This window comes from Glutamicibacter sp. NPDC087344, from assembly GCF_044744225.1.
Lineage (GTDB): Bacteria > Actinomycetota > Actinomycetes > Actinomycetales > Micrococcaceae > Glutamicibacter.
The window spans coordinates 13,489-38,150 of record NZ_JBIUXY010000012.1 but is presented as its reverse complement, the minus strand read 5'-3'; the positions used below and the strand labels follow the sequence as shown (position 1 = coordinate 38,150).

28 protein-coding genes, 4 tRNA genes and 2 pseudogenes are annotated in these 24,662 nt (G+C 58.9%); 14 read left to right on the top strand and 20 right to left on the bottom strand.

The genetic code is table 11. The features are described from left to right. Positions 1–222 precede the first annotated feature (222 nt). Positions 223–996 (bottom strand): LysE family translocator, encoded by a 774-nt coding sequence (locus tag ACIOWL_RS18165; RefSeq protein WP_400388357.1) that lies wholly within the window; start codon positions 994–996, stop codon positions 223–225. Here ACIOWL_RS18165 and ACIOWL_RS18160 point away from each other — a divergent pair. Both ACIOWL_RS18160 and ACIOWL_RS18155 read left to right on the top strand, forming a co-directional pair. Beyond that, positions 964–1,413, top strand: a complete 450-nt coding sequence (locus ACIOWL_RS18160; RefSeq protein ID WP_400388354.1) for an Lrp/AsnC family transcriptional regulator — start codon at positions 964–966, stop codon at positions 1,411–1,413. The two genes, ACIOWL_RS18165 and ACIOWL_RS18160, sit on opposite strands and share 33 nt — an antisense overlap. Positions 1,414–1,476: 63 nt before the next feature. Continuing rightward, positions 1,477–2,181 (top strand): RraA family protein, encoded by a 705-nt coding sequence (locus ACIOWL_RS18155; protein WP_400388351.1) that lies wholly within the window; start codon positions 1,477–1,479, stop codon positions 2,179–2,181. Between the two features lie 650 nt (positions 2,182–2,831). Here the strand turns inward: ACIOWL_RS18155 and ACIOWL_RS18150 are convergent. After that, the gene (locus ACIOWL_RS18150; RefSeq protein ID WP_400388348.1) at positions 2,832–3,044 is read right to left on the bottom strand and encodes an AsnC family protein; all 213 of its coding nucleotides are present in this window, start codon (positions 3,042–3,044) and stop codon (positions 2,832–2,834) included. A gap of 162 nt (positions 3,045–3,206) precedes the next feature. Between ACIOWL_RS18150 and ACIOWL_RS18145 the strand changes: the two genes are divergently transcribed. After that, complete coding sequence (locus ACIOWL_RS18145) at positions 3,207–3,491, top strand: hypothetical protein (protein WP_400388345.1); 285 nt, start codon at positions 3,207–3,209, stop codon at positions 3,489–3,491. 115 nt (positions 3,492–3,606) lie between these two features. On the opposite strand, the gene pyrE is transcribed toward ACIOWL_RS18145, so the two are convergent. Beyond that, positions 3,607–4,164 carry an orotate phosphoribosyltransferase gene (pyrE, locus tag ACIOWL_RS18140; RefSeq protein ID WP_400388342.1) on the bottom strand — a complete coding sequence of 186 codons (558 nt, stop codon included), beginning with the start codon at positions 4,162–4,164 and terminating at the stop codon, positions 3,607–3,609. 39 nt (positions 4,165–4,203) lie between these two features. Here pyrE and ACIOWL_RS18135 point away from each other — a divergent pair, with 39 nt between their 5' ends. The 5 genes and pseudogenes from ACIOWL_RS18135 to ACIOWL_RS18115 all read left to right on the top strand — a co-directional run. After that, complete coding sequence (locus ACIOWL_RS18135) at positions 4,204–4,641, top strand: MarR family winged helix-turn-helix transcriptional regulator (RefSeq protein ID WP_400388339.1); 438 nt, start codon at positions 4,204–4,206, stop codon at positions 4,639–4,641. A 93-nt stretch (positions 4,642–4,734) separates the two neighbouring features. Beyond that, complete coding sequence (gene nadE, locus ACIOWL_RS18130; RefSeq protein WP_400388336.1) at positions 4,735–5,565, top strand: ammonia-dependent NAD(+) synthetase; 831 nt, start codon at positions 4,735–4,737, stop codon at positions 5,563–5,565. 871 nt (positions 5,566–6,436) lie between these two features. Beyond that, positions 6,437–6,919: a hypothetical protein gene (locus tag ACIOWL_RS18125; RefSeq protein ID WP_400388333.1), complete on the top strand. Its 483-nt coding sequence runs from the start codon at positions 6,437–6,439 to the stop codon at positions 6,917–6,919. A 144-nt stretch (positions 6,920–7,063) separates the two neighbouring features. Further along, positions 7,064–7,177, top strand: a pseudogene (locus ACIOWL_RS18120) (type II toxin-antitoxin system prevent-host-death family antitoxin); the annotation flags it as partial. 41 nt (positions 7,178–7,218) lie between these two features. Next, positions 7,219–7,344, top strand: a pseudogene (locus tag ACIOWL_RS18115) (hypothetical protein); the annotation flags it as partial. Here the strand turns inward: ACIOWL_RS18115 and ACIOWL_RS18110 are convergent. The 5 genes from ACIOWL_RS18110 to ACIOWL_RS18090 form a co-directional block, all read right to left on the bottom strand. Next, on the bottom strand, positions 7,328–7,627 hold the full coding sequence (locus ACIOWL_RS18110) for a winged helix-turn-helix domain-containing protein (RefSeq protein WP_400388330.1): 300 nt from the start codon (positions 7,625–7,627) through the stop codon (positions 7,328–7,330). The pseudogene ACIOWL_RS18115 and the gene ACIOWL_RS18110 sit on opposite strands and share 17 nt — an antisense overlap. After that, entirely contained in the window at positions 7,624–8,064 is a 441-nt protein-coding gene (locus ACIOWL_RS18105; RefSeq protein ID WP_400388327.1) for a hypothetical protein, read from the bottom strand. Before ACIOWL_RS18105 ends, ACIOWL_RS18110 begins: the two co-directional genes overlap by 4 nt. Continuing rightward, positions 8,064–8,273 carry a hypothetical protein gene (locus ACIOWL_RS18100; protein ID WP_400388325.1) on the bottom strand — a complete coding sequence of 70 codons (210 nt, stop codon included), beginning with the start codon at positions 8,271–8,273 and terminating at the stop codon, positions 8,064–8,066. The genes ACIOWL_RS18105 and ACIOWL_RS18100 overlap by 1 nt, the downstream gene beginning before the upstream one ends. A 617-nt stretch (positions 8,274–8,890) precedes the next feature. Beyond that, positions 8,891–9,787, bottom strand: a complete 897-nt coding sequence (mmsB, locus tag ACIOWL_RS18095) for a 3-hydroxyisobutyrate dehydrogenase (RefSeq protein ID WP_400388322.1) — start codon at positions 9,785–9,787, stop codon at positions 8,891–8,893. Next, complete coding sequence (locus ACIOWL_RS18090) at positions 9,784–10,836, bottom strand: 3-hydroxyisobutyryl-CoA hydrolase (RefSeq protein WP_400388319.1); 1,053 nt, start codon at positions 10,834–10,836, stop codon at positions 9,784–9,786. The genes mmsB and ACIOWL_RS18090 overlap by 4 nt, the downstream gene beginning before the upstream one ends. Positions 10,837–10,940: 104 nt before the next feature. On the opposite strand from ACIOWL_RS18090, the gene ACIOWL_RS18085 reads away from it, so the two are divergent. Next, positions 10,941–11,741 carry an exodeoxyribonuclease III gene (locus ACIOWL_RS18085; protein WP_400388316.1) on the top strand — a complete coding sequence of 267 codons (801 nt, stop codon included), beginning with the start codon at positions 10,941–10,943 and terminating at the stop codon, positions 11,739–11,741. 15 nt (positions 11,742–11,756) lie between these two features. Continuing rightward, entirely contained in the window at positions 11,757–12,599 is an 843-nt protein-coding gene (locus tag ACIOWL_RS18080) for a hypothetical protein (RefSeq protein WP_400388313.1), read from the top strand. Between the two features lie 90 nt (positions 12,600–12,689). Here the strand turns inward: ACIOWL_RS18080 and ACIOWL_RS18075 are convergent. From ACIOWL_RS18075 to ACIOWL_RS18060, 4 genes are all read right to left on the bottom strand, one after another. Further along, a tRNA-Asp gene (locus ACIOWL_RS18075) sits at positions 12,690–12,763 on the bottom strand. Positions 12,764–12,821: 58 nt separating this feature from the next. Then, a tRNA-Phe gene (locus ACIOWL_RS18070) sits at positions 12,822–12,894 on the bottom strand. A gap of 49 nt (positions 12,895–12,943) precedes the next feature. Beyond that, positions 12,944–13,017, bottom strand: a tRNA-Asp gene (locus tag ACIOWL_RS18065). A 54-nt stretch (positions 13,018–13,071) separates the two neighbouring features. After that, a tRNA-Glu gene (locus ACIOWL_RS18060) sits at positions 13,072–13,144 on the bottom strand. A gap of 135 nt (positions 13,145–13,279) precedes the next feature. On the opposite strand from ACIOWL_RS18060, the gene ACIOWL_RS18055 reads away from it, so the two are divergent. Next, positions 13,280–13,651: a metallopeptidase family protein gene (locus ACIOWL_RS18055; protein ID WP_400388310.1), complete on the top strand. Its 372-nt coding sequence runs from the start codon at positions 13,280–13,282 to the stop codon at positions 13,649–13,651. 545 nt (positions 13,652–14,196) lie between these two features. Next, positions 14,197–15,930 (top strand): NlpC/P60 family protein, encoded by a 1,734-nt coding sequence (locus tag ACIOWL_RS18050; RefSeq protein WP_400388307.1) that lies wholly within the window; start codon positions 14,197–14,199, stop codon positions 15,928–15,930. A gap of 139 nt (positions 15,931–16,069) precedes the next feature. Here ACIOWL_RS18050 and ACIOWL_RS18045 read toward each other — a convergent pair whose 3' ends face one another. The 3 genes from ACIOWL_RS18045 to arsB are packed head-to-tail and all read right to left on the bottom strand — an operon-like array spanning position 16,070 to position 19,054. Then, complete coding sequence (locus tag ACIOWL_RS18045; protein WP_400388304.1) at positions 16,070–17,500, bottom strand: FAD-dependent oxidoreductase; 1,431 nt, start codon at positions 17,498–17,500, stop codon at positions 16,070–16,072. A gap of 11 nt (positions 17,501–17,511) precedes the next feature. After that, positions 17,512–17,922 (bottom strand): arsenate reductase ArsC, encoded by a 411-nt coding sequence (locus tag ACIOWL_RS18040; RefSeq protein ID WP_400388302.1) that lies wholly within the window; start codon positions 17,920–17,922, stop codon positions 17,512–17,514. A gap of 52 nt (positions 17,923–17,974) precedes the next feature. Continuing rightward, positions 17,975–19,054, bottom strand: a complete 1,080-nt coding sequence (arsB, locus tag ACIOWL_RS18035) for an ACR3 family arsenite efflux transporter (protein WP_400388300.1) — start codon at positions 19,052–19,054, stop codon at positions 17,975–17,977. Between the two features lie 99 nt (positions 19,055–19,153). Here arsB and ACIOWL_RS18030 point away from each other — a divergent pair, with 99 nt between their 5' ends. Both ACIOWL_RS18030 and ACIOWL_RS18025 read left to right on the top strand, forming a co-directional pair. Next, positions 19,154–19,504, top strand: coding sequence for an ArsR/SmtB family transcription factor (locus tag ACIOWL_RS18030; protein WP_400388297.1), 351 nt, complete (start codon positions 19,154–19,156; stop codon positions 19,502–19,504). A gap of 2 nt (positions 19,505–19,506) precedes the next feature. Further along, positions 19,507–20,052, top strand: a complete 546-nt coding sequence (locus ACIOWL_RS18025; RefSeq protein WP_400388294.1) for a GNAT family N-acetyltransferase — start codon at positions 19,507–19,509, stop codon at positions 20,050–20,052. 106 nt (positions 20,053–20,158) lie between these two features. Here ACIOWL_RS18025 and ACIOWL_RS18020 read toward each other — a convergent pair whose 3' ends face one another. The 5 genes from ACIOWL_RS18020 to ACIOWL_RS18000 are packed head-to-tail and all read right to left on the bottom strand — an operon-like array spanning position 20,159 to position 24,662. Next, positions 20,159–21,181, bottom strand: coding sequence for an L-idonate 5-dehydrogenase (locus tag ACIOWL_RS18020; RefSeq protein WP_400388291.1), 1,023 nt, complete (start codon positions 21,179–21,181; stop codon positions 20,159–20,161). A gap of 40 nt (positions 21,182–21,221) precedes the next feature. After that, positions 21,222–22,184 carry a sugar kinase gene (locus ACIOWL_RS18015; RefSeq protein ID WP_400388288.1) on the bottom strand — a complete coding sequence of 321 codons (963 nt, stop codon included), beginning with the start codon at positions 22,182–22,184 and terminating at the stop codon, positions 21,222–21,224. A gap of 2 nt (positions 22,185–22,186) precedes the next feature. Next, complete coding sequence (locus ACIOWL_RS18010; RefSeq protein WP_400388281.1) at positions 22,187–22,873, bottom strand: bifunctional 4-hydroxy-2-oxoglutarate aldolase/2-dehydro-3-deoxy-phosphogluconate aldolase; 687 nt, start codon at positions 22,871–22,873, stop codon at positions 22,187–22,189. Next, positions 22,870–23,655 carry a glucose 1-dehydrogenase gene (locus tag ACIOWL_RS18005; RefSeq protein WP_400388270.1) on the bottom strand — a complete coding sequence of 262 codons (786 nt, stop codon included), beginning with the start codon at positions 23,653–23,655 and terminating at the stop codon, positions 22,870–22,872. Before ACIOWL_RS18005 ends, ACIOWL_RS18010 begins: the two co-directional genes overlap by 4 nt. 14 nt (positions 23,656–23,669) lie before the next feature. After that, positions 23,670–24,662 (bottom strand): C-terminal binding protein, encoded by a 993-nt coding sequence (locus ACIOWL_RS18000; RefSeq protein WP_400388267.1) that lies wholly within the window; start codon positions 24,660–24,662, stop codon positions 23,670–23,672.

Below are 24,662 nucleotides of genomic sequence, written 5' to 3'. Positions count from 1 at the left end.
ACTTGGTCTGATTGTAGACCATCGCGGCCGCCGTTCAATTGTTCAGACAACTTCTGGACAATTGAACGGCGGCCGTTGAGTTTAATCGCGATTGCCCGATGTCCGCGAGTCCCAGCCCAAAATTTGAGATTCGCGAGGATTACATTTAGAAGCGCGAAACTACTCCCGCCCATCAATTGCCGTGAAAGGCATGTGTAGACGCATAGATGCTTGAAACTCTGACTACCCATTGACGGCCGACACTACTTTCTCCACCACCAACAATGCACCCAGCGCTATCATCACTATTCCGCTGGTGATGGTGACCCGTCGAGCGGCACGAGGCTTTCGGCTCAACACCGTATTGGCCCCGTAACCAACGGCAAAATAGACCAAAGCACAATTGGCCACGTGCACTGCCCCAAGCGAAACGATTTGCCGGCCTATCGACCACGAAGCTTCAGCGCTGGCGAACTGCGGCAACAAGGCAAGAAACAAGAGCATAACTTTCGGGTTCAACAAACTAATACCCACTCCTTTAGCAAACAGCTTGTTTCTCCCAGGCAGTGTCCCTTCGGCGTGGACCGGGGAATCAGCGAGATTCCTCAAGGCTTGGATACCCAGCACAATCAAATACATCGCACCGACCATAGTCAGGCAGGTCATCGCCAGATGCGAAGCAGAAACGACCGCCGCCACACCTGCAGCTACCAACAATACTGCGCAAATATGACCCATCAGCATGCCGGACACCGCGGGAAGAACAGCCGCTCGTTGCCTAACCCCTGACGAAATGGCATATGCCCAGTCAGCCCCCGGAGTCAGGACGAACAACATTGAAACACCCCAGAATGCCCACGCCAACCCTATTTCCATCTGCTGCCTTCCAGCCCAAACTCGTTTTGATGCAATAATATTCGAACTTCCGCGCAATGTGTTCCGAAAATTTTGCAAAATCTGCTCCTTGAGAGCATACTTTTCTGCATGGACGAACTTGACCGGGAGATTCTCTCTCAACTGCAAATTGATGGTCGAGCCACGATGACAGATGTGGCGCAAAAAGTAGGCTTGAGCCTATCTGCCTGCCACCGACGTTTCCGCGACCTCGAAGCATCGGGAGTGATTCAAGGATTCAGCGTCGATCTGGACCTCGACCTGCTGGGCCTGCCCTTCGAAGCCTTAGTGTTCGTCACCATGCGTGCCGGTGATGGCAACGCGGTAGCGGCTTTTGAATCCGCGGTAGCGAAAATACCAAACGTTGTCCAAGCACACCGCCTATTCGGAGAACCGGATTACCAGCTTTTCGTCGCCGTCGAGTCGAAGCAGCACTACCAAACCCTTTATGACCAGCAACTTTCACTCTTACCAGGAGTGCAACGACTGACCTCCACGTTAGTGATGAAAACAGTTGTCGACCATCACGCGCCGGTCTGACCTACTTCTTTGCAACTGGACCTGACCTCCAAAGCCACCTGTCAACCGAAAGGCAAACCACCAATGGATTCACACGAATTGCAGCGGCTCTACCTAGATCTGACAACACCGCATGTCGCTGACGCAGTCATGCGCTTAGGTATCCCCGTACGCCAGGCGCCCGCTGGGTTGAACGCACTTTGGTCAGAAACCCACATCGTTGGCCGAGTTCTTCCAGCTCAACACACTGGGAGCGTTGATGTATTCCTGGAAGCTATCAACAACTCTTGCCCGGGAGACGTCCTGGTCGTCGACAATTCGGGGCGCACAGATGAAGCATGTGTTGGGGACCTAGTAACGCTCGAAGCATCCCAAGCAGGACTGGCGGGCATTGCCATTTGGGGTTTGCACCGGGATTCCCGCGAACTACGCGCAATTCACCTTCCGATTTTCAGCATGGGATCGCTGCCGGCTGGCCCACAGCGACTTGATCCTCAGTCGAAGACCGCCATTACACACGCACAATTTGGCGACTTCACGGTCACTGCTGATGACTTCGTGCTGGGCGATGACGACGGCCTCTTGGCCATGCCACTAGAACGAGCAGCCGACATTGCCGAGGTTGCCGTGGCCATTCGTGAGACCGAACGCCGCCAGGCTTCCCTCATGCGCTCTGGGACCAGTTTGCGAGAGCAAGCCCGATTTGCTGACTTCCTGTCTGCCCGCGAAAGTGAGGGCATTACTTTTCGCCAACACCTAAGGAGGATTGGCGGAGAAATTGAGGAATAGCGACCGATCGCTCCTCGTCGGCAAATCCTAGGCTCCAAGCCCGTCTCGAAAGGCACTAGGCCCACTGATCGAAACCGCCAAAGGTGCCCAAACCCAGGTCAACAAGGCAGTAGGAGTTCAGCGGCAACTGTCACGGACATCCTACTTTTTGCCAAGTCGGACCTGCCTGCAGGCTTTTCAAGAAGTCCAAATAGTACTGGACGGCATCCCGAAAACTTCGGATTGCGTTGAATGATACGAAGAACACGATCAGCAATAAACAGCGCAATGATTCCGAGTCAACCGTCGTCATGTTTATGTCGCATACTGGTTCGCGGATGTTTGAGCACAAGATCCAGCGGTCAGTTTTCCGCTTTCAATAGTGAGCGTCGCAGTTGGTAATTACGCGCTGCCGCATTCTGCGAGGGACTGCACCCTTGAGTATTGCCGGAAAATGGAAACGTCATCGGCGGCTCTGCTGGAACGAAAGATTGCGTCGTCACAACATTTCAGCGCATCGGCAATACACGAGGTGCCTTAAGCAGGTCGACACGCGTAAGCGCCTATCCTAAAACGTTTTCAGATAAATTGATGGGGCTCATCCGCAAACTAACGCAGAGGTTCACGGTCTCTCACGCCTGGCTTTGAGCCGAACGCAAGGCGCATAATCCCTAGTTACGCCCGTATTTTTTATGTGCCGCTTGTTTTGAAATTTCCAACGCCGAGGCAATTGACTGCCAAGAGTATCCATCGGCACGGGCTCGGCGCACTTGGGCGGTTTGTTCCCGCGCCAGTTCCCGCTGCCCGGCGGTGAGCCGGCGCAGTTGGGCCAATGGGCCTCCCCGGTCTTCGGAATCGATGGCCGTTTTATTTCCATGCTCCATGCCGTCAACAATAGTTGACAAAAGCTAGCGCGTCAACCAAAGTTGACATTCGGTGAGATACCTATCTCCAAACTCATTGCACACACCAAGATTCTCACTAGTGTCAAAACCTTTCCTTTTTGGCAAGGTTTTGACACTCCGACGGTAACCAAACTCGACAAAATGAGTGAGATTGCGCTGTATCAGCATGGGTGCGTCACGACTGCCCAGTCCCTCGGTAACGGCGTCACGCATGCCGACCTGTCAGAGAAGACTGCTCGGGAGAGGCCGTTGCCGAACTCAACAAATGGCAGCTCACCCTGCATTGACCATTCGGTAGTCAGCGGGGTTCTCCTAGGGCGCCTCGGAAAAACCTCGGCGGATTCCGACACCCCGAATGGGGGAAAACACTACGGACTGAACGACGTTTCTGTAGTTTCGAACGCGCTCGGGGCATCCGGGGAATAGCCTGGGCCCTAGGCAACTTTCGTCGCCTAAGGCCCAATTGTTTACTGGTCTCCCGAAGACCTGATGTGAAGCTATTTAGGAGCCTCGAAATCAAACCCTAATATTAAGGCTTTGGTTACAGACCCAACTCATCCTTGCCGTAAGCGAAGAGGTAAGGCACACCGGCTTCTTCCTCAATACGCTCCTTGGCCCCGGTGTCGCGGTCCACAATCACTGCCACGGCAATGACATTGCCGCCGGCTTTACGGACGCCCTCGACGGCGGTCAGCGCCGAACCACCGGTGGTGGAGGTGTCTTCCAAAACAATCACGTTGCGGCCTTCAACGCTTGGCCCCTCAACCTGACGGCCCATGCCGTAGGACTTCTGCGCCTTGCGCACCACAAACGCGTCGACGGCACGGTTCTTTTCACGCGCGGTGTGCATGATCGCGGTGCCTACCGGATCAGCCCCCATGGTCAGGCCGCCCACGTTGGTGAACTCGAGGTTTGCCTCATCCAGCAGGTCAAGCATGACCTGTCCAACCAAACCCGAAGCTTCCTGCTGCAGGGTGACCCTACGGAGGTCAATGTAATAATCGGCTTCTTTACCGGACGAAAGGATGACCTTGCCGCGAACAACGGCAAATTTCTGAATCAATTCTTTTAAACGCCCACGGGCACTGGTTTCGCTCATACCCTCGATTCTAGTCGGCATCCTCGCTAGGCTGATCCCATGAACGCTACACGCCCCTTGGGTTACTGGTTGAAATTGGTGGATTCGCTGATTGACGAGCAGTTTGCAGCGACCTTGGAAGAACACGGTGTGACACGCCGGCAATGGCAGGTGCTGAATCTTTTGGAACAGCAGCCGGCCACCGAGCCGGAACTGACCGCCGGACTCTCCCCGTTTTTCGCGTCGCCTGACGAACCTGCCTCGGTCTCCGAGCACCTCTCGGAATTGGTGGAATCCGGCTGGATTTCTCTGAGCGAGGGTGAATACTCGATTACCGACCGAGGACATGTTTCACTGCTCAAGCTCAGCGAGCTGGTTGAGCGGATCCGCACCCAGTCCGGGCAGGACCTCGACGGCTCGGAGTACGACGCCGTGGTTGCCACCTTGGAAAAGATGGCACGCAACCTCGGCTGGGATCCGGATCTGGAAGACCGTTAGGAATTGCGGCGAATGTTGAGAACATGTTAACTTTCGCCGCCCTTCCCGCAGGAAGACCTGCAGGCTCTCATCGGTATGCCTAGGATTAGTTACATGCGTGAACTGCAAGCAGCGATCATTAAAGAGCTGGGCGTCAAACCGTCCATCAATCCGGCCGACGAAGTACGCTCCCGCGTAGACTTCCTCAAAGATTATTTGGCCGCAACCGGCGCCAAGGGTTTCGTTTTGGGGATCTCCGGAGGCATCGACTCCACACTCGCCGGACGCCTGGCGCAGCTTGCCGTCCAGGAGGTCAGGGAAGCCGGCGGAACGGCCGAGTTCATCGCGGTCCGGCTGCCTCACGGGGTGCAGCAGGATGCCGCCGACGCCGCCGCCGCCATGGAATTTGTCGCGGCTGATCAGGAATTCGACGTCAACATCGCCAAACCTGTGGCCGCGCTCGATGAGGCGCTGGCTGATGCCGGGCACCCGGTCATCAGCGATTTCAACCGGGGCAATGCCAAGGCTCGCACCCGCATGGTGGTTCAGTACGCGATTGCCGGCGACCGCGGCATGCTGGTGATCGGCACTGACCACGCAGCCGAATCGGTCACAGGGTTCTTCACCAAGTTCGGTGACGGCGGCGCGGACCTGCTCCCGCTGGCCGGACTGAACAAACGCCAGAACCAGGCGCTGCTGCGTGAATTGAATGCGCCGGAACAGCTCTGGGCCAAGGCCCCCACCGCCGATCTGCTCGACGGCCAGCCGCAACGCACCGACGAGGACGAGCTGGGCCTGCGTTACGAACAAATTGACGACTACCTTGAAGGCCGTGAGATTGATCAGGCCGCGGCGCAGGTCATCGAGCGTCGTTTTACCCTCTCGCGGCACAAGCGCACCGTGCCGGCCACCAATTTGGATCCATGGTGGCGCGCCCAGGGTTAGCCCACTTTGGAAAGCCAGCGCCGTGCGGGACCTTTAGGTTCGCACGGCGTTGGCCGAAGTAGCTGCCGCGGTAGACAATTAATTTTCAACCAAGAGGCCCTGGCCATTGACTGATCGCGTGAGTGAAGACCGCTGGAATTCAGACTGAGCGTTGTCAGATACGTTCAATGGCATTGGACCTGGCAGTAGTTCTGAACCTGCAATCTCGCAGTGCGGAATCCTCGTTCTGGCTCAGCGCCCAGACGAACCGAACGCATGAGGTGGTGATTTAGCGACTCGCAGTGCAGGGTCGTTGCGTTCTCACAAGGCGACCCCTGCGCCAAGCTAGGCCACTACGGAAGTCTGCGGTCCTTGAGAGTCGCGACCTGAAGTTTACGGATCACCAGCTGCCCGCGACTGGTACCAATGATGACATCCGCTACTGGAACATCTCCACGGCAGTAAATGGCTCGAAGGGTTCATTGGCAACCTGCGCGCAGCATGCTCAAGAACAATACGCGGAGCTACAGAAAGCTAACCCTAGACTCATTCCCCCGCCGCCTCAGGCTCAGCGAGTCGAACATGTGAAATGACGTTTTAAAAGCAGAATCCCGGCCGTTTGATCGGTCTTTCGTAAAAAAAGACTACAGGGACGGTTCCGGAATGTTCTCTTCTATTTTAGACAAAGTGAGTATTGATGGCCAACCTGCAGTCCTGGGTGTTCAACGAGTTTCGTTTCGGCGCTGCACGGCTCAAGCACTACCTCACTGAATGTGGTGGAGATCAAGATCAAGCCAAACTCCTATTCGAGTGAATCTCGGACATCTCAGCGGTTTTCTGGGAATCTCTAGGCCACTTAGAAGTGGGTTTGCGAAACGCTATCAACCGGCAGATGAGTGCTCGACACACTGCTAAACGTCGCACCGGGCATTGGATTTTTAATGATTCCAGGGAATTAAGTCGTGATACGGGCCGCGGGGCACGGCGCCATGATTTCCCCTATGTCGATATCGACACTGCGAAATCTCGGGTGCGCAAAAACCGTATGCCCATGGATTCCAGGCAGGTCATCTCTGAGATTTCTTTGAGTCTTTGGCATCAGATGGTTTCGAAGAGTCAGATGTTCCTCTGGCCGGATCTTGCCCAGCATTCCCCCTACATGAAAGGCCGCAATCAAACGCTCGTCAGCAAGAAGGTCGGCGCGCTTCGGGACTTGAGGAACAGGATCGGCCATCACCATCGCATCTGGGCCTCTGAGCTAGAGAGGAAATTCGATGATCTTGCCACACTAGCAGGCTACGTTGACCCCGATTTTGGACAATGGATCAAAAGCGAGAGCCAAGCATCAGACTCGCAAAGTAGTAGTGGTTCATGAACCGCAGTGGCTTCACGGCTATCGATATAGCGAAACCTGATACGCGCCTCTGCTGATGTGGTCAGCCCCACTATCAAGCCAAGGAAAGGGTCACCTGATTCAACTGCAATTCAGCGGGCGAACCGGCCTCAGGGCAGATGTGACGCGGCATGGCAGGAGACCGCGTATCTCTTCCGCTCACCAGCCAATGCCCGGCGGCTTTTAGATGCCTACGAACGTGCACGGCCAGGAGTGACCGAGACCCATGAGCTCGACTGAGAAGAAAAGTGCGACTGGTCTAGGACCGTGCTGGATGGGACGACTGCGCCCACTGGCAAGCCGCCGGACGGCACGTTCTCAAGAGAGTCAACACGTTGATCGAGGCTGACCTCCGAGACTTCTTCCAGCGGCTTGGAATACCCATCGACGCTAGGCTATTCCGGTGATTTCCTTCAATGCCTGCACATGCTCCGCGAAGGCGGTGCGGCCCTCAGTGCTGAGCTTGGCCCAGGTCCTGGGGCGCTTTCCAACGAACCCCTTGCGGATCTGCACGTAGCCTTTCTCTTCCAGCGCGCTCAAGTGGCGGGATAATACTGAGTCCGAAATCCCCAGTGCTTCTTTGAGTGACTTGAAATCCGCTTCATCAGCGGCAGTCAACGAGCCCATGATGGAGAGTCGAACCGGATTGGAGAAATCGTCGTTGAGCCGATTCCGAGCATGGGTGCTCACTTCCGCACCATCCCGATTCCAGCTAGCAGCAGTGGCGCTGCGACCACCAATCCGAGCAACACCAGAAGGATCCAAGACTCCAGCTCCAATGGCATGAGCGCCAGCGAAGCGGCATAAAGCACGATCGTGAAAACAAACCCTTTGGTGTAGCGCTTGGAGTAGCCAACCGGAAGCGAACGATACAGCTTGCGGTAAGCCAGGGAGACGGCCACAATCACGACCACATAAAGTCCCATGATCAGGATGAAGCCGCCCATGTTATCCCGTGGGTTATTCAGCTGAAGCAGGAACGCCAGGGCGCCGATCACCAATGAAACGATGATGCTGTACCAGCCGAGGAGTTTCGAACCGTAGCTCAGGGCACGATCCATGCTTTCCTGAGCCTGCCCGAGCGCTGCCAGCTGCCGCTGGGCGTCCAGTTCCTTTTCGTCGCTCATTAGGCGCTCTTGGTTTCAGCCGCGCGAGCCGCAGCCTGTCGACGGGCGATCAGCGAAGTCATGGTCATAGCCACTGCCATAAAGATTCCCATCCCCACAAAAACCAAGAAGTTTTGCCCGGAGAAGTAAGCAAAGAGGGCCAGTGCCACAAATAGTGCACCGGCAACAATGATGGTGATGGCGTACTTGGCATTCGATGTCTTGTTCATGGTCTTGCTCCTCTGCGATTTGTGTTTGACCTTGCATCTAGAGACTAACAAGTACTTTCCATTTTGGAAAGTACTTTCTTTCGAATCTATTCGCTCCTGGCCGAGCACAAGTCAGCTGACACACCTACTCAACTCGCCGCACAAGTTGTTTCAAGCCCGCGACCAGTGGCTTGCCCATGGCTGGAATGCCGTAGCGGATACCATGGCCGCGCTTACAGCGCAGATGCGCGCGGCCCTAATCTTTATTCAGCGTGCAGACACGATCCTGAAACCCCAGGCCTCACGTATGCGCGATTTATGGTCCTCGCACTCTTGGAATTCTCCAAACGGGGTTCGCTGCCCATGACACATGGTGAGCCGTTTGCTACAGGTTCATGCCACCAGCCTCAACAATTCGGCGGATCGGTTGGAGGCCACCGGACCGGTGCGCAGAATTCAGCACCCCGCCGACGGCCGCACACGGCTTCTGGAGATTGCGTCCACGGGTTGAGGTGTCTTGTCCGCGGCGAGAAGCGACCTCAATAATCACCTCTTCGCAGGCAGCGGCTTACTGCCGGGCGAGGTGCGGGATCTGTTCCAGAATCTTTCGCGTTTCCGCCAAAAAATCAGGAGATCTCCTAGAGGGTCCCTTCACGGATGGCGTTGATAATTCCGGAAAAATCGGTTCCAGCATTGCCTGCATCACTGAACTTGCGGTAGAGCGCAGCAGCCAAGGCGCCCAACTGCGCATCCGTGTCGGTATGCTCCACTGCGTTGGAGGCAAGCCCCAGATCTTTGGCCATCAGCGCCGCGGCGAAGCCTGGCTGATAATCCCGGTTGGCCGGCGAGCTTGGCACGGGACCAGGCACCGGACAGTTAGTTGTCACAGACCAGCACTGCCCCGACGCGGTGGAAATCACCTCGTAGAGGGCCTGATGCTCCAAACCCAAACGCTCGCCGAGCACAAAAGCTTCGGCAGCCCCGATCATCGAAATTCCTAGGAGCATGTTGTTGCAGATTTTCGCGGCTTGCCCCGACCCGTGACCGCCGCAGTGCACAATCCGTCGTCCCATATGCTCCAACACCGTGGTGATCTGCTCCAGATCTGAAGCTTCCGCGCCGAGCATGAAGGTCAGGGTTCCGGCTTCGGCGCCGACCACCCCGCCGGAGACGGGCGCATCCGCACTGCGGTGCCCGGCGGCAACGGCCAGCTGAGCAGCTTCCTTCGCTTGGGCGACATCAATGGTTGAGCACTCCAAAAACAGTGTGTTCGGCTGAGCCACGTCAAGCAAGTATCCGCGATACGCATCCAGAACATGCTGGCCGGAGGGGAACATGGTCAACACGATATCCACCCCCTGCGCCGCGGCGGCTCCGCTGTCCACGGTCTGGATACCGGCCTGCGCAGCGGCCTGTACCGCAGCCGGGACAACGTCGAAACCCTTGAGTTTATAGCCGGCCCGGTGAAGATTGATCGCCATGGGCAATCCCATGTGCCCCAATCCCAGAAATCCGATTACTGGCAGCTCGCTCATCGTCCACTCTTTTCACGTAGCCCCTGGTCCACCAGGGTGAAGGTCAACTCGGATCCAGCCAAGGGGCCGAAGTGCCGGGCGGTGCGTTGCTCTGCAGTGAGGTTTGCCAGGAGCTCAGTCCACTGCGGGTTGCGGTCCTTATCAATCACCGCGGCGCGAATTCCCTCGGCAAAGTCTGGGTCATCAAGCCGGTGAACCGCAGCCCTGAACTCTCTAATCAAATCTTCACGCAGGTCCACTCCGGCTTGCCGCAGCAGCTCCTGAACCAGTCGCACCGAGCTGGGGCACGCGGCTTTGAGCGCCGACAGCGCCGCCTCGGCGCGGGGGTTCTCAAATTTTGAGAGACCCAGCACGACCGCCGGAATACTCGTTTCGGCAAAGGACTGGACCCATTCCTCCTGCAGATACCCTCCCTCCGGAATTCCGGCGTACCTCGAAAGCACGCGGTCCACTGGTTCATCTTCCAAAGCCGCCAGCAAAGCCGGGATCTGCGCCTGCGCCACGTAGGTATCGGCCAGCCCCAGGGCCATGGTGTCCGCGGCATCGAACTTCATTCCGGTGAGGGCGGCCAGCCTCCCCGCAGCCCACGGCGCCCGCGAAAGCAGGTGCGTGCCGCCAACGTCAGGGAAGAACCCGATTCCAACCTCCGGCATACCGCAGCGACTGGCCTCGGTCACAATTCGGTGGCTGCCATGAGCGGAGATTCCAATGCCCCCGCCAAGCACAATCCCGTCCATAAACGCGATGTATGGTTTGGGATACTCATCAATCAAGACGTTCAATTGGTATTCAACGCGCCAGAAATCCTCCGAGGTGCCTTCACGCGAGAGGATGTCGCGATAAATCGCAACAATGTCACCGCCGGCACAGAACGCCCGGTCCCCCGCCCCGACAACGGCCACCTGAGCGATCCGTGGGTCCTCTCGCCACTGCAACAAGATGTCCAAAATAGCTCGACACATTGTGGTGTTCAGTGCGTTCAGGGATTCCGGTCGATTCAGGGTGATGAGCCCCAAATGCCCTCGGCGTTCGGTCAGGATTTCAGACAAGAACCTCTCCTTTGAGTGATCAGGGTCACCTTTAGCAACGAATATACTCGGACATCCAATTAGATTGAAGTGGCTGACTCGGCCAAACTTGATAGGTTGAACAAGTGAAGATTGCGACTTGGAATGTAAATTCGTTGCGCGCCCGAGCCGACCGTGTTGAAGACTGGCTGCGCCGCACCGACGTAGATGTCCTGGCCATCCAGGAAACAAAATGCAAAGACGACAATTTCCCGTGGGAATTGTTTGAAAATAACGATTACGAGGTCGCTCACTGCGGCGTCAACCAGTGGAATGGCGTGGCAATTGCTTCGCGTGTTGGCCTGGAAGACGTGCAGCGCGGTTTCGCGGGTCAGCCCGAATTCGGCAAGGGCGGCAAAAACCCGATCCTGGAGCCCCGCGCCATCGGCGCCACCTGCGGCGGCGTACGCATCTGGAGCCTCTACGTCCCCAACGGCCGCGCCCTGGATGATGAACACATGGGTTACAAGCTCACGTGGCTTGATGCGCTGAAGCAGGATGCCATCGGCTGGCTGGAAGCCGACCCGGAAGCCCAAATCGCCTTACTGGGCGACTGGAACATTGCCCCGAAGGACGAGGATGTCTGGGACATCGACTTCTTCCGCGACAACGAACTCACCCACGTCTCGGCGCCGGAACGAGCCGCGTTCTCCGCGTTCGAGGATGCCGGCTTCACCGATGTGGTGCGCCCGCATACCGAAGGACAGTTCACCTACTGGGACTACACCCAGCTCCGCTTCCCCCGGGGCGAAGGGATGCGTATTGATTTCTCGCTGACCTCACCGGCGTTGACCGCGCGTGTCACCGGGGCGAGCATTGATCGCGAAGAGCGCAAAGGCAAGGGCGCGAGCGACCATACACCGGTAATTGTGGAACTGGACGGATAGATTAGGGGAATGAAGATGACTGGGCCCCTCGACGACCTCACGGCTGCGACCGCGCACCTGCGCGTCTACGAGCCGCTGTCCGCTTTCGAGGACTGGGCCCAGTCAATCATCCTCAACACTCCTCCGCGCACCCCCGAACAGCTGGATGCGCTGGAAAACCAGCAGCTGTGGCAACGCACCCTGCGCGGCGTCTCGGATCCCTTCCCGCATACCGAGCAGGAGATCTTCCGCTCGGTCAAGGTTCTGGACTATCAGGGAGCAGAGCACACACGCTACTGCCCCTCGCAAATACAGGCCCGCAGCCTGCTGGCGGCCGAACAGGCCGAAGAAGCCATGCGCGCCGAAGTATTCGACCTGCTCATCCCGCCGGCCGCACGCCGCGCGAACGGCCAGCGGGTAGATACGGACAAACTCGCCGCAGACCTGACGCACCTGCACACCCGCACGTCCACCTGGGGCATCCCGCTGAGCTGGTTCACCCTGTTTCGTGATGATGACGAGTGCGAGGTGCTCTACGTCGGAGAACGCCTGCGTACCGTCCGTCTGCTGGTTCCCTTTGAACAGGCCATCGAACGGCTCGCATGGGCGGTCCAGACCATGGCCACCCACGCACCCCAGGCACCGCTCTTCGAGGAGCTCGGCTCCCTGGGAGGCTGGCTGGAGTCATTCGACTCTCAGGCCGTTATCGAGCTGGACTACGGACTTCTTGCCGAGATCCTCTGGCCCGACGAATCGGTCAACGACTTGGTCTACGGAATTCAAGCACTCGAAGACGGGGATATGACCGTCGCCGCGGCCGCCTACCGACGTCTAAACAACCGCTGGATCGGTCCGCGCCAGCTGGGTCGAGCCAACTAAAGATCGGCCTGTAGGCCGGGACCCACGGTTGGCTAACGAGCCAGGGAAAACAAAAACTCCAGTTCCGAAGAACTGGAGTTTTTTACAATGCGACCCTGACGGGACTTGAACCCGCGACCTCCGCCGTGACAGGGCGGCGCGCTAACCAACTGCGCTACAGGGCCTGGTGTTTTGGGAAACCCAACACACACAGTAAAACCCCCGGTTACCCGAGGGCCTGCGTGGCTCCGACCGGCGTCGATCCGGTGACCTTTCGATTTTCAGTCGAACGCTCTACCAACTGAGCTACAGAGCCTGGCGTCACAATATTTGGACACCTAATTTACCATTTCTAGTAAATTGAGCGACCCTGACGGGACTTGAACCCGCGACCTCCGCCGTGACAGGGCGGCGCGCTAACCAACTGCGCTACAGGGCCTTGCTTTCGCAAGCCAATGGATTTCTCCATCTGACAACCATAAATGGTTGTTTGTACCCCCAACGGGATTCGAACCCGTGCCGCTGCCGTGAAAGGGCAGTGTCCTAGGCCGCTAGACGATGGGGGCCTATATCTGCTGCGGTTTCTTTCGTCTCCGCTGCGGACTCCAATAACTATACGTGGGCTTTTTTGATTTCGCAAAATCGGCACCTAGCGCCCGGCAAGCCACCCAAAAAGCAGCCACCCAACCTAGGCTGGAATCATGGATTTACAGATGCCCGACGACGAGTTCGACGCCCTGGTTCAGCAAGCCATCGATGCCATTCCGCAGCAGGCGCTGGACATGATGGACAACGTCATATTTTTTATCGAAAACGAATATGAACCCCTCCCCGGAGAGCCTGAAAACACCGAGATTCTGGGGATTTACGACGGTGTTGCACTCACCGAGCGAGATCAGGGCTGGGCATCAGGCGCCCTTCCAGATCGCATCACCATCTTCAAAAACCCCACCCTTCGAGCCTGCGAAACTCGCGAAGATGTGGTCCGCGAAATCAAGATTACGGTCATGCATGAGGTGGCCCATCACTTCGGTATCGACGACGCAAAATTGCACGAACTCGGGTGGTCATGAGCGATTTTTTCGAAAAACTCTTTCTGAGATGTGCGTCACAAAAAGTGGTGAGATTGCAGCTACGCCTGCACTCGTAGGTGGCCGAGCTCACACGACGAGTGTCCGGCCGGGCACGAGGGATCGGTCCATGCAATCCGGAAGGTTCTCGGAATCTCCCCTGGCGATCGATCGCGGATCGGGATATTTTGAACTCACCTTTAAGAGGTCGAAAAATCCAACGCCGAGTCGGCAGTCGCCCACCGTTACATTTTTGTCACCCGCAGGCTCAAAATTACGAAAAGGCACACAGGGTCGGGTGAAGGTTTAATGTTTTGGCAGTGCTGCCATCTCTGACCTTATGCGCGCGTCGTTCCAAATCACACGCGAGATCTTGAGCAGAATTCCATCAGTGTAATTCGTGTGACTGGTGTGACTACTGTTGCGAACGCTACCAGTGTTGGCATAGTGTGCTATTTGGGGCTTATCCAAATCGTGACCTTTCGACCTTGGATGGTCACAGAATGAAATGGCCCCACCGTCATCTCTTGGATTTAGTGAGGAACGATATGGCTTATCGCCACACGCTCGGCGTTGCAGCGAGCACTCTTGCTCTGGCAGTCACCTGCCTGGCCGGAGCAGCACCCGCTTCAGCAGCAACCACTACGTCGTTCCCGACCACAGTGTCGATCGGTGCCGAGCCGTCAGTCTCCAGCCTGCCCAGCGCAGCTGAGATTGAAGCCGCCAAGAAAGACAAAGACTCCACCAATGCGATGATCGCCCGCCTAGAGGCCTCGCTGGCATCGAGCCGTGCAGAGCTCCTCCAGGCAGAGACAGCGGCCGCAGAAGCTCAGGAGTCGCTGCTGAGCGCCGGTGAAGAGCGTGACCTGCGTACCGCCGACGCTGAAAAAGCTGTCAAGCAGCTGGAATACGCGAAAAAATACCTCGAGCAGAGCCAAAAGGATCTTGGCGCTATCGCCTCGGACATCTACCGCAACGGAGCCAGCAGTTCCACGCTCGGCATCCTGCTGAACAGCGATGACTCCAAAGACCTTTTCTACAAGGCAGCCACCATTGACACCCTGAGCCAGCAGCAGGTTCAGTCGGTTAATTCGGCCAGCGAAGCCGAGGCACTGGTCTCCGCATGGCAGTCCTACGCAGACGCCGCGCAGAGCGCAGCCAAGGAAGCAGCCGATAACTACGACGCTTCCGCCGCGACCGCAAACAGCACGCTGGCCGCTTACGAGGCGTCCATCCAGCCTGAGCAGGATCTGCGTGATGACCTGATTGGCAACCTGGCAGCGCTCAAGGACCAAGAAGAAGCCGACATCCGCCAGCAGGTGCAGGAGCAGGAAGAAGCAGAGCGCGAAACCGCCCTGGAGGCGAGCATCAGCGCCGCAGATGCCCCTGTGGCCATGCCGAGCGAAGTGGGCACCATTCAGCCACTGGCCGTTGAAGCGCCGCAGGAGCTGGAGGTTGATGAGTCGACCGCCGAACCAACTGTGAAGCCCAAGGCCGAAGAGCCTGAGCTGGACGAAGTCCAGACCGTCACCCCGACCCTCGCTCCGCAGCCGGAAGTCACCGAAGAGCCTGAGCCAACCGAGACTCCGAAGGCTGAGGAAACTCAGAAGCCGGTAGAGACTCCAAAGGCCGAGGAAACCCAAGCTCCAAAGGAAACCCCTAAGGCCACGCAGAAGCCGGCGGAAACCCCCAAGGCAACTCAGACTCCAAAAGAGACTCCAAAGGCCACGCAGAAGCCGAAAGAGACTCCAAAGGCAACCCAGAAGCCCAAGGAAACCCCCAAGGCTACGCAGACCCCTAAGGCCACGCAGAAGCCTAAGGAAACTCCTAAAGCTACCCAGAAGCCCAAGGTAGAGAAGACCGAAGCTCCCAAGCAGGAGCAGGAAGTCACTCCTCAGGGCAGCGGGCAGAGCTACGGTGCGGCAATCTCTTGGGCCCTGAAAACCGCCAATGACAACAGCAAGTACTACGTGTACGGCGGCAATGGACCGAACGCCTTCGACTGCTCGAGCTTCTCGCAGCGTGCGTTCAGCCAGTCCGGCATCAGCTTGCCCCGCACCTCGACCCAGCAGTTCTTCTCAGCACCGCAGTACGTGTCGCTGAGCAACCTGCAGCCAGGTGACCTGGTGTTCTCCTCCTCTAACGGTGGGTCCTCGTTCTACCACGTGGCCATCTACATCGGTAACGGCCAGGTAGTTCACGCCCGTAACCCTAATGCCGGCATTTCGGTCACCCCGCTGAGTTGGGTGAACAACCTCTACTCGAAGGCTGCCCGCTACTAAATTCAAGACACTTCTCCGCCCCGGTTCCCGTATTTACTACGGCGGCCGGGGCGGTTTAGTGTTTTTGGCGCAACAGGACTCGCGCGCCCAGGGAAAGATTCACCATGGGATAGGCACTTGGCCATCACCTCAGCGATTGTTAGTTCGGGGCCTGCGTTTCGGTAAACCCATGCAGCGTTCCCGTGGGGACGCCGAACTTCGTTTGTTGAGCAGTCTGGCAACGATCATTGTCTTGAGTCCGCATAAGGCTGCCTCTCGAGATTTCACCGGCCGGCTCGTCGCGTGCTCCGTCACGCCCGGTAGAGCATACACCTGTTTCCGGTAGACGCAGTTCAACTGCCAAGGAAGCTTTGAAGTCCCCCGCCAGGTGCGCAACGACTGATCGTACTTGTTCGTAGCCGGTGGCCATGAGGAAGGTCGGTGCACGCCCATAACTTTTTGCCCCGACGATGTAAAAGTTCTGTTCCGGGTGGGCCAGCGCAGACTCACCGTGCGCTGAGACCGTTCCACAACTATGGAACTCGGGATCAATCAGCGGACCAAGTTCCTTCGGTGCTTCCACCGCAGGGTCGAGATCCAACCGCAGTTCCGAGAGCATACCCAAAGCGGGACGGAAACCCGTGGCCGGTACAACGTAGTCCACCGACAGCTCGCGGCCATCCGCCGACTCAAGATCGATCCGTTTGCGACTCCTAATACCCGTGATTGCAAGGTCTTCAACGATGGTGATGTGCCCCGCGTCAACGAGGCGTCGCAAGCTGATGCCCAGTTGGCCACGGGCCGGGAGCTGGTCTGCAGCTGCACCTCCGTAGAGTTTGACCGGATTGGCGGCCCCGCGCAGACCCCATAAGATCCGGGTATTTTCGTTCTGTTGCTTCAACCGCCCCAAAGCGATCAGCGTATTCGCAGCCGAGTGCCCGGCCCCGAGTACCAAGACAGTCTTCCCCATAAACCGTTCGCGGTCGGCACCTAGCGGGTCCGGCAGCGGAGAAGTAATTTTGCCCAGCGCCCGCGCTTCAGATTCCCCTGGTGCGCTCAGACCTGCGCGACCGATTGGGTTGGAGGTTTCCCACGTTCCCGAAGCGTCGATGACTGCCCGCCCGACAAGGTCCCTGATTCCTTGAGGTGTCTGCGTGCGCACCAAGAATAGCGACCTGTCACGGTCGGTTTTTCGGGTTTTGTCCAGGCCCTGTCCGCCTGCCATGATTCGGGATACATTCAGCACCCGGTGTTGGTAATGGATCGACGGGGACAGCCCTGGGTGAGCCGCGAGCGGCCGGAGATAGCGGTCGACCAGTTCGCCACCGGTGGGTAACGAGGTTTCTCGCGGCATTTCCCAGCCGTCTGGAGAGGATCCACGCGAAGTCTCCAACAGTCGCCGCGCTTGGGGATCAACGTTGTATTTCCATGGTGAAAAGAGCTTGATATGAGCCCACTGCTTCATTGTGGCTCCCGCCGCATCTCCAGCTTCCAACACAACAAAATTTTGTTTGCGTAGACGCAGGTGGGTGGCGGCTGACAAGCCGATAGGGCCCGCGCCAATAACGATGACAGGGTAGTCAGCAATCATGAGGGAATCTCCTAACGAGCCGGAAGTAGCTCGCTGATGAGCACTTCGACACGCGAACGTATTTCGTCACGGATGCGGCGGACGGCGTCCGTTGTCTGGTTGGCGGGGTCATCAAGTTTCCAATCTTCATAGCGTTTACCCGGGAATACCGGACAACTATCCCCGCACCCCATGGTGATCACCACGTCCGATAACTGAACCGCCTCGGCGGTTAGGATCTTTGGCATCTGCGCCGACATGTCGATGCCCGCCTCGGACATGACTTGCACCGCAACAGGATTCAGCCGTTGCGCCGGCATCGAACCTGCCGAGCGAACCGCAATCAACCCCGCGGAAAGGTGATGCAGATAGGCGGCGGCCATTTGCGAGCGCCCAGCGTTATGGACACAGACGAACAGGACGGATGGTTTTTGCTGATTCACCGTGATTTCCCCAGTTTTTCGTAGTTGTTGAGCATATTCTCGGGTCCACCCGTCAGATTCGCCTCGGTGCATTTCTGAAGAATTTGCGAGCCCACAGAGCTACGTAGACCAGGGCGACCAAGATTGGCACTTCGATCAACGGTCCAACTACTCCTGCCAGAGCTTGACCGCTGGAGGCTCCAAAAGTTGCAATTGCCACGGCAATGGCCAATTCGAAGTTGTTTCCCGCCGCAGTGAAGGCCAGTGTTGTGGTTCGCTCATAACCAAGGTTCAGCGCCTTCCCACTGAGCATTCCGACGCCGAACACCACCACGAAGTACACCAAAAGCGGTAGCGCAATACGGAGCACGTCCCAGGGTTTGCTCGTAATGGCCTCACCCTGCAGGGCGAAAAGCAGGGCAATGGTGAAGAGCAGTCCATACAGAGCCCAGGGACCAAGTTGGGGAAGAAGCCTATTCTCATACCACTCTCGGCCCTTGGTCTTCTCCCCGACAAACCTGGTCAGATACCCTGCCAGCAACGGCAGCCCGAGAAATACAAGCACGGAAAGCGTGATCGCGCCGATGGAGAACTCGGCACTGGTTGTGGGAAGACCCAACCAGGCAGGAAGCACCTGCAAGTAGAACCATCCAAGTACCCCAAACGCCAAGACTTGGAACACCGAATTGATGGCAACCAGAACTGCGGCCGCTTCCCGATCTCCACAAGCCAGCTCATTCCAGATGAGCACCATAGCGATACATCGAGCGAGCCCAACAATGATCAGGCCGGTGCGGTATTCGGGCAAATCCGGGAGAAACACCCATGCCAATAGAAACATGAAGGCCGGAGCCAGAAGCCAATTGATCACCAGTGAGGTGATCATCAACTTCTTATCAGCCGCCACACTACCGACCTCGGTAAAACGCACCTTGGCAAGCACCGGATACATCATCACGAGGAGACCCAACGCGATCGGCATTGAGATTCCTGCAACTGACATGGAATCGAGCCAGTGTCCCAAGGAAGGAACAAGACGTCCCAAGCCAAGGCCTAGGCCCATTGCCAGAAGAATCCATACCGGCAAGAAGCGATCAAGTGTTGAAAGTTTCCCCGGATTCCGCCTGGCATCTGGAACTGTCTTCGAGGGCACAGCGCATCCTTTTGAAATATTGACATTTATCGATATTTGATTCGCCTCGAGTATGATTGCATACATCGATGAATGTCAATTTAGTACGGAGGTGCACTGATGGTTGCAGGGCCTACAACCACCGCTGCAGGCGAGGCCGCTTGCTGCATACCGACAGCGCAAGAAACCTTGGACGAGCACACGGCGCGGGACAGCGCTCGGTTCTTCAAGGCACTTGCTGACCCGAATCGATTGCGTCTGCTCTCCATCATCAAAAACGGGCCGGCAGACGGGACCTGCGTCTGCGATCTCACTGAGCCCCTGCAACTAGGCCAGCCAACGGTCTCACACCACCTCAAAATCCTGGTCGAGGCCGGGATGTTGACGCGTGAGAAACGAGGAACGTGGGCGTACTACACCCTGCACCCACAGGCCCTGAATCAGGCTGTAAACCTCATTCGCGGGCTCTAGGCGTGAACACCCACCCGAGTTTCCAGCTGGAGCAACTAACCACCCACCACTGGACCCAAGTCAGCCGCATTTACCAGCTGGGAATCGACACCGGCATTGCGACCTTCGAACATACCGTGCCCGCGGAAGAAAAATTCTTCACCGGCAAAATCCAAAACCTTGGATACGTCGCGGTCACCGAAGATCAGCGTGTACTCGGCTGGATTGCCGCCACCCCGGTCTCCACACGGCAGGCCTATCGCGGCGTCATAGAGCATTCGGTTTACGTCGACCCCAGATTTTCAGGCCAAGGCGTGGCAAACCTTTTGCTCCAGAAGCTGATCGAGCAGGCGACCTTGCATGGTTATTGGATGATTCAATGCTCCGTCTTCTCCGTAAATCACCCCAGCCTGAGCCTGCATCAGAAGCTCGGGTTTCGTGAAGTCGGCTACCGAGAACGAATCGCCCAAGCGGCAACCGGCCCCTTCGCCGGCCATTGGATGAATACAACGCTGTGCGAGCTGCGTTTGGATCACCTATCGCCCGCATCCAATTCGAGCCAACACTAACTGTTTTCTTCGTTGAACCCGCCAGTCCCGTGCGGGCAGGCAAATGGCCGGGATCGCAATGATCCCGGCCGTTTTCCTCTACTTCTAGCTCACATCATTGACCGTATCAGTCGGCGAGGTGAATCAGCACCTTGGACGATTTTGCTGAATCCGCCGCCATCTCAAAGGCGCTGACAGCATCTTCCAGTTCGAATACGTGGCTGATGACCTGTTCCAGTTCGGGATGCGCGGCCAACAACTCGATGGCTTCATCCAGTTCGGTCTCGAAACGCTGGGAGCCGTAGACGGTCAGTTCGCGCAAACCCAGTTCGGCCAGGCCCACTGGTGACGGATCGCGTGGAAGAATCCCCAGCTGCACCACCGAACCAGCACGGCGCACCGCACCCAGCACCGTCTGCAGGCTGCGCGGCGCACCGGCCGCCTCAATGCCGATGTCGAACCCTGCATCGCTCGGTGCTTGGCCCTCGGCAATGTTGATGAGCTCATCTGCTCCCAGTGCACCGGCAACCTCTAGCGCCCGCGGCTGCAGGTCGCTGATCGCAACATGGGCCGCCCCGCGGAACCGCAATACCGCGGCGGCCAACAACCCGATTGGTCCGGCCCCGCTGACAAAACACCGGGCACCCTTCACCGCATCCCCCAACCGGCCAACGCCGTGCAGGGCAATGGCTAGCGGCTCGGCGAGCGCGGCGGTGCGCAGTTCCAACTCGGCGGGCAGCGCACGCAGCTGTTCAACCTGGACCACCAGGTTCCCGGTCAACCCACCCTGGGTGTGCGGGGTGGTGCTGGCGCTGCCCAGGTAGCTTCCGCCTGCCGCAAGGTGCAGTCCGCTCGGGGCCGCACCAGGCAGCGGGCAGGGGGATGCCGGGTGAATCGCCACCGGATCACCGAGTGCAAACCCGCTGACTTCCGGCCCGAGCTGGGCCACCCGTCCAACAACTTCATGCCCCAGCACCAAGGGTTCACGCACCTGGAAGGAACCGTTGGCTCCGTACTGCCAATAGTGCAGGTCGGAGCCGCAGATCCCGCCGTAGCTGATCGCCACCAGAACCTGGCCCGCGCCGGCGGTGGCCACCGGGGTTTGTTCGATGCGTAGATCCATGGCTCCGCGAACCACAACTGCCTTCATGTTTTTTCCCCTCATCAAAATTTTTTGGCCCGCGGGCCGTTTAGCGGATCACCGGTTCGCTGGTCCCCAACAGGCCCAGTTCATTCCGGCGCGGCATCCCTTCCCAGTCGCCGGGGACCAAACAGGCGAATGCGCCGGTGCGCACCGCGGTCTCCAAGCGGTCGGCCGGCGGCAAACCGGCAAGGAGTTCCGCCACGTACCCGGCGACAAAAGCGTCTCCTGCTCCCACGGTGTCCACCGCGTCGACGGCCACCGCTTCGCGTTCATAATACGTTCCGTCAATCAGCGCGGCACAACCGCGCTCACCGAGCTTAATGATCGCCTGCGTCGGCCCCAAGGCGGCTAGTCCTTCGGCCAGTGCGGCCGGTTCCCCGTGGTGTCCCAGGGCGATTGCGGCCTCGTCGTCCCCGGCAAAAACCACGTCCACACGCGGCAGGATCCGCGCGTAGGCTTCACGGGCCTGTTCTTCGTTCCACAGTCCCGCCCGGTAGTTCAGGTCGAAAACTACCTGCACCCCGGCGGCCTGCGCAATGTCGATCGCCGCGTGGAGAGTGCGTTCGGAAGAACTGGACAATCCGGCGCTGATGCCGGTCAGGTGCAGCGCCTTGGCCCGGGAGATCACATCGCGGGGCAGGTCTGCCGGCTCAATCCGGGAGCCTGCCTGGTTTTGGCGATAGTAGTAGACCTTCTGATGGTGGCTGGTGCGGGATTCCTTGATCATCAGCGCGGTGGCGGCCTGCGGGTCGCGGACCACCACGGTGTGCACGTCCTCGCCGCGGATTTCGCGTTCCACCAGGTCGCCCAGGGCGTCTTGGCCTACCCGGCCCACCCAGGTCACGCTGGCGCCGAGCCGGCGCAGGGCAATGGCGAAGTTGGATTCCGAGCCGCCGACCCCCAGACCCAGCTGGGCGTTGTGCGCCAAGGGGCCGGGAACGGTGCTGCGCATCAGCGCCATGGTCTCCCCCACGGTCACCACGTCCGTGAAGCGTTGCTCCGATATCATGCTCAGTTCCCTGCGCTTACTGCTTCATCGCGGGCCGCACGCACCGCTAGCTGCAACGTACGGGCGCGCTCGGTCAGTGCGGATAAGTCTCCGCCCTTGAAGGCGTCGCCCACCAGGGGTCCGCCTACCGACACCGCCACCGCACCTGCTTTGATCCATTCAATAGCTTCGGCGACACCCACCCCGCCGGAGGGGATGACCTGGATCTGCGGGAACGGGCCGCGAAGGTCTTTGAGGTATCCGGCGCCTACTTGGGACGCCGGGAACACCTTGACCGCGCTGGCGCCGGCCGCCCAGCCGCGATGCAGTTCGGTGGGGGTCAACCCGCCGGGGAACACCGGAATCCCCGCCTGGACGCAGGCGTCGACAATCTCCGGGTCGGTGACCGGGGTGACGATAAACCGGGCGCCGGAGGCGATCGCCTGGCGAGCCTCGGGCGCGGTGGTGACCGTTCCCACCCCGATCTGGGCCCGGCCGTCAAACTGCTCGCAGATCTCGGCGAGCAGTTCAAACACCCCGCGGGTGCTCAACGTGAGCTCGATGTTGTTCACCCCGCCAGCCACCAAGGCCTCGATGACCGGCGCATATTCACTGGCGTGGGCGGCCCGCAGCACGGCCACCACCGGGTTGGCGCTCAACAGTTCGGGTACGGGAACCCGTTGGATAGCGTTACTCAACTGGGTGCTCATCGTGAAAGCCACCCTCCGTCTACCGGGAGGACCGTGCCGTGGATGTAGTCCGCCGCGTCGCTGGCCAGGAACAGGACCGCTCCGGCCAGGTCGTTGGCATTACCCCAGCGCCCGGCCGGGATCCGCACCAAAATTTGTTCGTTGCGGGCCTCGTCGGCCAGCAGCGCGCTATTCATCTCGGTCGCGATGTACCCCGGAGCCACCGCATTCACGTTGACCCCGCGTCCGGCCCATTCATTGCACAGGGCCTTGGTCAGCTGCGCCACCGCGCCCTTGGATGCCGCATATGCTGGGACACGGAATCCGCCCTGGAAGGTCAGCATCGAGGCCAGGTTGATGATTTTGCCTTCGCCGCGTTCAAGCATCGGCGCACCGAAGGCCTGGCAGAGTTGGAACACCGCACGGGTATTCACATTCATCACCGTGTCGAAGTCCTCCAAAGGGAACTCGACAGCGTCATGGCGAATCTGCGTTCCGGCATTGTTCACCAGGATATCCACACGATGCTGCGCAAGGACCGCGGCAGCCGCGGCGGCCACGGACCGGGCATCGGTCAGGTCCACCGAAAAGGCGGCGGCAGTACGCCCGGTCGCTGCGGCCAGCTGCGCCAGCTCGGTCGCCAGCGGCCCGCGTTGCAGGCACACAACATGCGCGCCTTGGGTCATCAAGCTCAGCGCGATGCTCAGGCCGATGCCGCGTGAGGCTCCGGTGACCACGGCGGTGCGCCCGCTCAAATCCAGCGGGTTGGGGACCGGCGAACCGGCGGGGTGGGTGTTATTCAACGTACGGGTCCTTCTTAGTTGGCGGCTGACTTGGCAGCCAGTTTCAGCGCGTCCGGGTTGTAGATATTGCGCGGGGTGCGGCCCAACAGGTAGTCGGCGATGTTCTGCACGGTGCGCGACTTGAGCTCGGTGTAGGACTCCTCGGAGTACCACGCCGCGTGCGGGGTCAGCACGGCGTTTGGCTGGCGCAGGATCGGGGCATCGGCAGGCAACGGCTCTTGCTCGAACACGTCAAGCCCGGCACCGTACAACTTGCCGGATTCCAGGGCGCGAACCACCGCCTGGGTGTCTACCACCCCGCCACGGCAGGTGTTGATCAGCACCGCGCCGTCCTTCACCGCGGACAGGAATTCGTCGTTGACCAGGTGGTGGGTGTGCGTGTTCAGCGGCACGTGCAGGGAGATCACATCGGCGCGCTGCAGCAGTTCCTCGCGGCTGACCACTGCCACGCCCTCCTCGGTCACGGTTCCAGGCTCGCGCACCGGATCAAAACCGATGACCTCGTAGCCGAGGCCCTTGGCCTTCCGAGCGGTGGCCGCGCCAATCAAGCCCAGCCCGAACACACCGAAAACGCGGGAGTTGAACCGGTGCAGCGGCTTGATGCTTTCCAGAGAGAAGTTCCCGGCGCGCACCTCGCGGTCCAACCGGGCGGTGCCGCGGGCCAGGGTGAGCGCCAGGGCGATGGCATGGTCGGAGACATCCTCGGTCCCGTAGTCCGGCACATTGCACACCAGCACTCCGCGTTCTGTGGCGGCCGGCACGTCCAGGGTGTCCACGCCGACACCGTAACGGCCAATGGCCTTTAGCTGAGGCAGCGCATCGAGCACCCGAGCGGTGATGGGTGCGTACTGCACCACGATGCCGTCGAATCCGGCGGCCGCCGCGATCACGTCATCCTCGCTGCGGCACTGCGCCACTTCGAGCTCGATACCCGCCGCGCGGGCGACCTGCAGTTCAACCTCGGTCGAGTCGTGGTCGCAGTCGGTAATCAGAATTTTCAGGCTCAT

What these genes read in the sequence shown, in the direction of transcription:
- ACIOWL_RS18160 (WP_400388354.1), top strand. Translation starts at nt 964, where the DNA reads ATGGACGAACTTGACCGGGAGATTCTCTCTCAACTGCAAATTGATGGT.
- ACIOWL_RS18155 (WP_400388351.1), top strand. Translation starts at nt 1,477, where the DNA reads ATGGATTCACACGAATTGCAGCGGCTCTACCTAGATCTGACAACACCG.
- ACIOWL_RS18150 (WP_400388348.1), bottom strand. Translation starts at nt 3,044, where the DNA reads ATGGAGCATGGAAATAAAACGGCCATCGATTCCGAAGACCGGGGAGGC.
- ACIOWL_RS18145 (WP_400388345.1), top strand. Translation starts at nt 3,207, where the DNA reads ATGAGTGAGATTGCGCTGTATCAGCATGGGTGCGTCACGACTGCCCAG.
- pyrE (WP_400388342.1), bottom strand. Translation starts at nt 4,164, where the DNA reads ATGAGCGAAACCAGTGCCCGTGGGCGTTTAAAAGAATTGATTCAGAAA.
- ACIOWL_RS18135 (WP_400388339.1), top strand. Translation starts at nt 4,204, where the DNA reads ATGAACGCTACACGCCCCTTGGGTTACTGGTTGAAATTGGTGGATTCG.
- nadE (WP_400388336.1), top strand. Translation starts at nt 4,735, where the DNA reads ATGCGTGAACTGCAAGCAGCGATCATTAAAGAGCTGGGCGTCAAACCG.
- ACIOWL_RS18125 (WP_400388333.1), top strand. Translation starts at nt 6,437, where the DNA reads ATGAGTGCTCGACACACTGCTAAACGTCGCACCGGGCATTGGATTTTT.
- ACIOWL_RS18105 (WP_400388327.1), bottom strand. Translation starts at nt 8,064, where the DNA reads ATGAGCGACGAAAAGGAACTGGACGCCCAGCGGCAGCTGGCAGCGCTC.
- ACIOWL_RS18100 (WP_400388325.1), bottom strand. Translation starts at nt 8,273, where the DNA reads ATGAACAAGACATCGAATGCCAAGTACGCCATCACCATCATTGTTGCC.
- mmsB (WP_400388322.1), bottom strand. Translation starts at nt 9,787, where the DNA reads ATGAGCGAGCTGCCAGTAATCGGATTTCTGGGATTGGGGCACATGGGA.
- ACIOWL_RS18080 (WP_400388313.1), top strand. Translation starts at nt 11,757, where the DNA reads ATGACTGGGCCCCTCGACGACCTCACGGCTGCGACCGCGCACCTGCGC.
- ACIOWL_RS18055 (WP_400388310.1), top strand. Translation starts at nt 13,280, where the DNA reads ATGGATTTACAGATGCCCGACGACGAGTTCGACGCCCTGGTTCAGCAA.
- ACIOWL_RS18050 (WP_400388307.1), top strand. Translation starts at nt 14,197, where the DNA reads ATGGCTTATCGCCACACGCTCGGCGTTGCAGCGAGCACTCTTGCTCTG.
- ACIOWL_RS18045 (WP_400388304.1), bottom strand. Translation starts at nt 17,500, where the DNA reads ATGATTGCTGACTACCCTGTCATCGTTATTGGCGCGGGCCCTATCGGC.
- ACIOWL_RS18030 (WP_400388297.1), top strand. Translation starts at nt 19,154, where the DNA reads ATGGTTGCAGGGCCTACAACCACCGCTGCAGGCGAGGCCGCTTGCTGC.
- ACIOWL_RS18020 (WP_400388291.1), bottom strand. Translation starts at nt 21,181, where the DNA reads ATGAAGGCAGTTGTGGTTCGCGGAGCCATGGATCTACGCATCGAACAA.
- ACIOWL_RS18015 (WP_400388288.1), bottom strand. Translation starts at nt 22,184, where the DNA reads ATGATATCGGAGCAACGCTTCACGGACGTGGTGACCGTGGGGGAGACC.
- ACIOWL_RS18010 (WP_400388281.1), bottom strand. Translation starts at nt 22,873, where the DNA reads ATGAGCACCCAGTTGAGTAACGCTATCCAACGGGTTCCCGTACCCGAA.
- ACIOWL_RS18000 (WP_400388267.1), bottom strand. Translation starts at nt 24,662, where the DNA reads ATGAGCCTGAAAATTCTGATTACCGACTGCGACCACGACTCGACCGAG.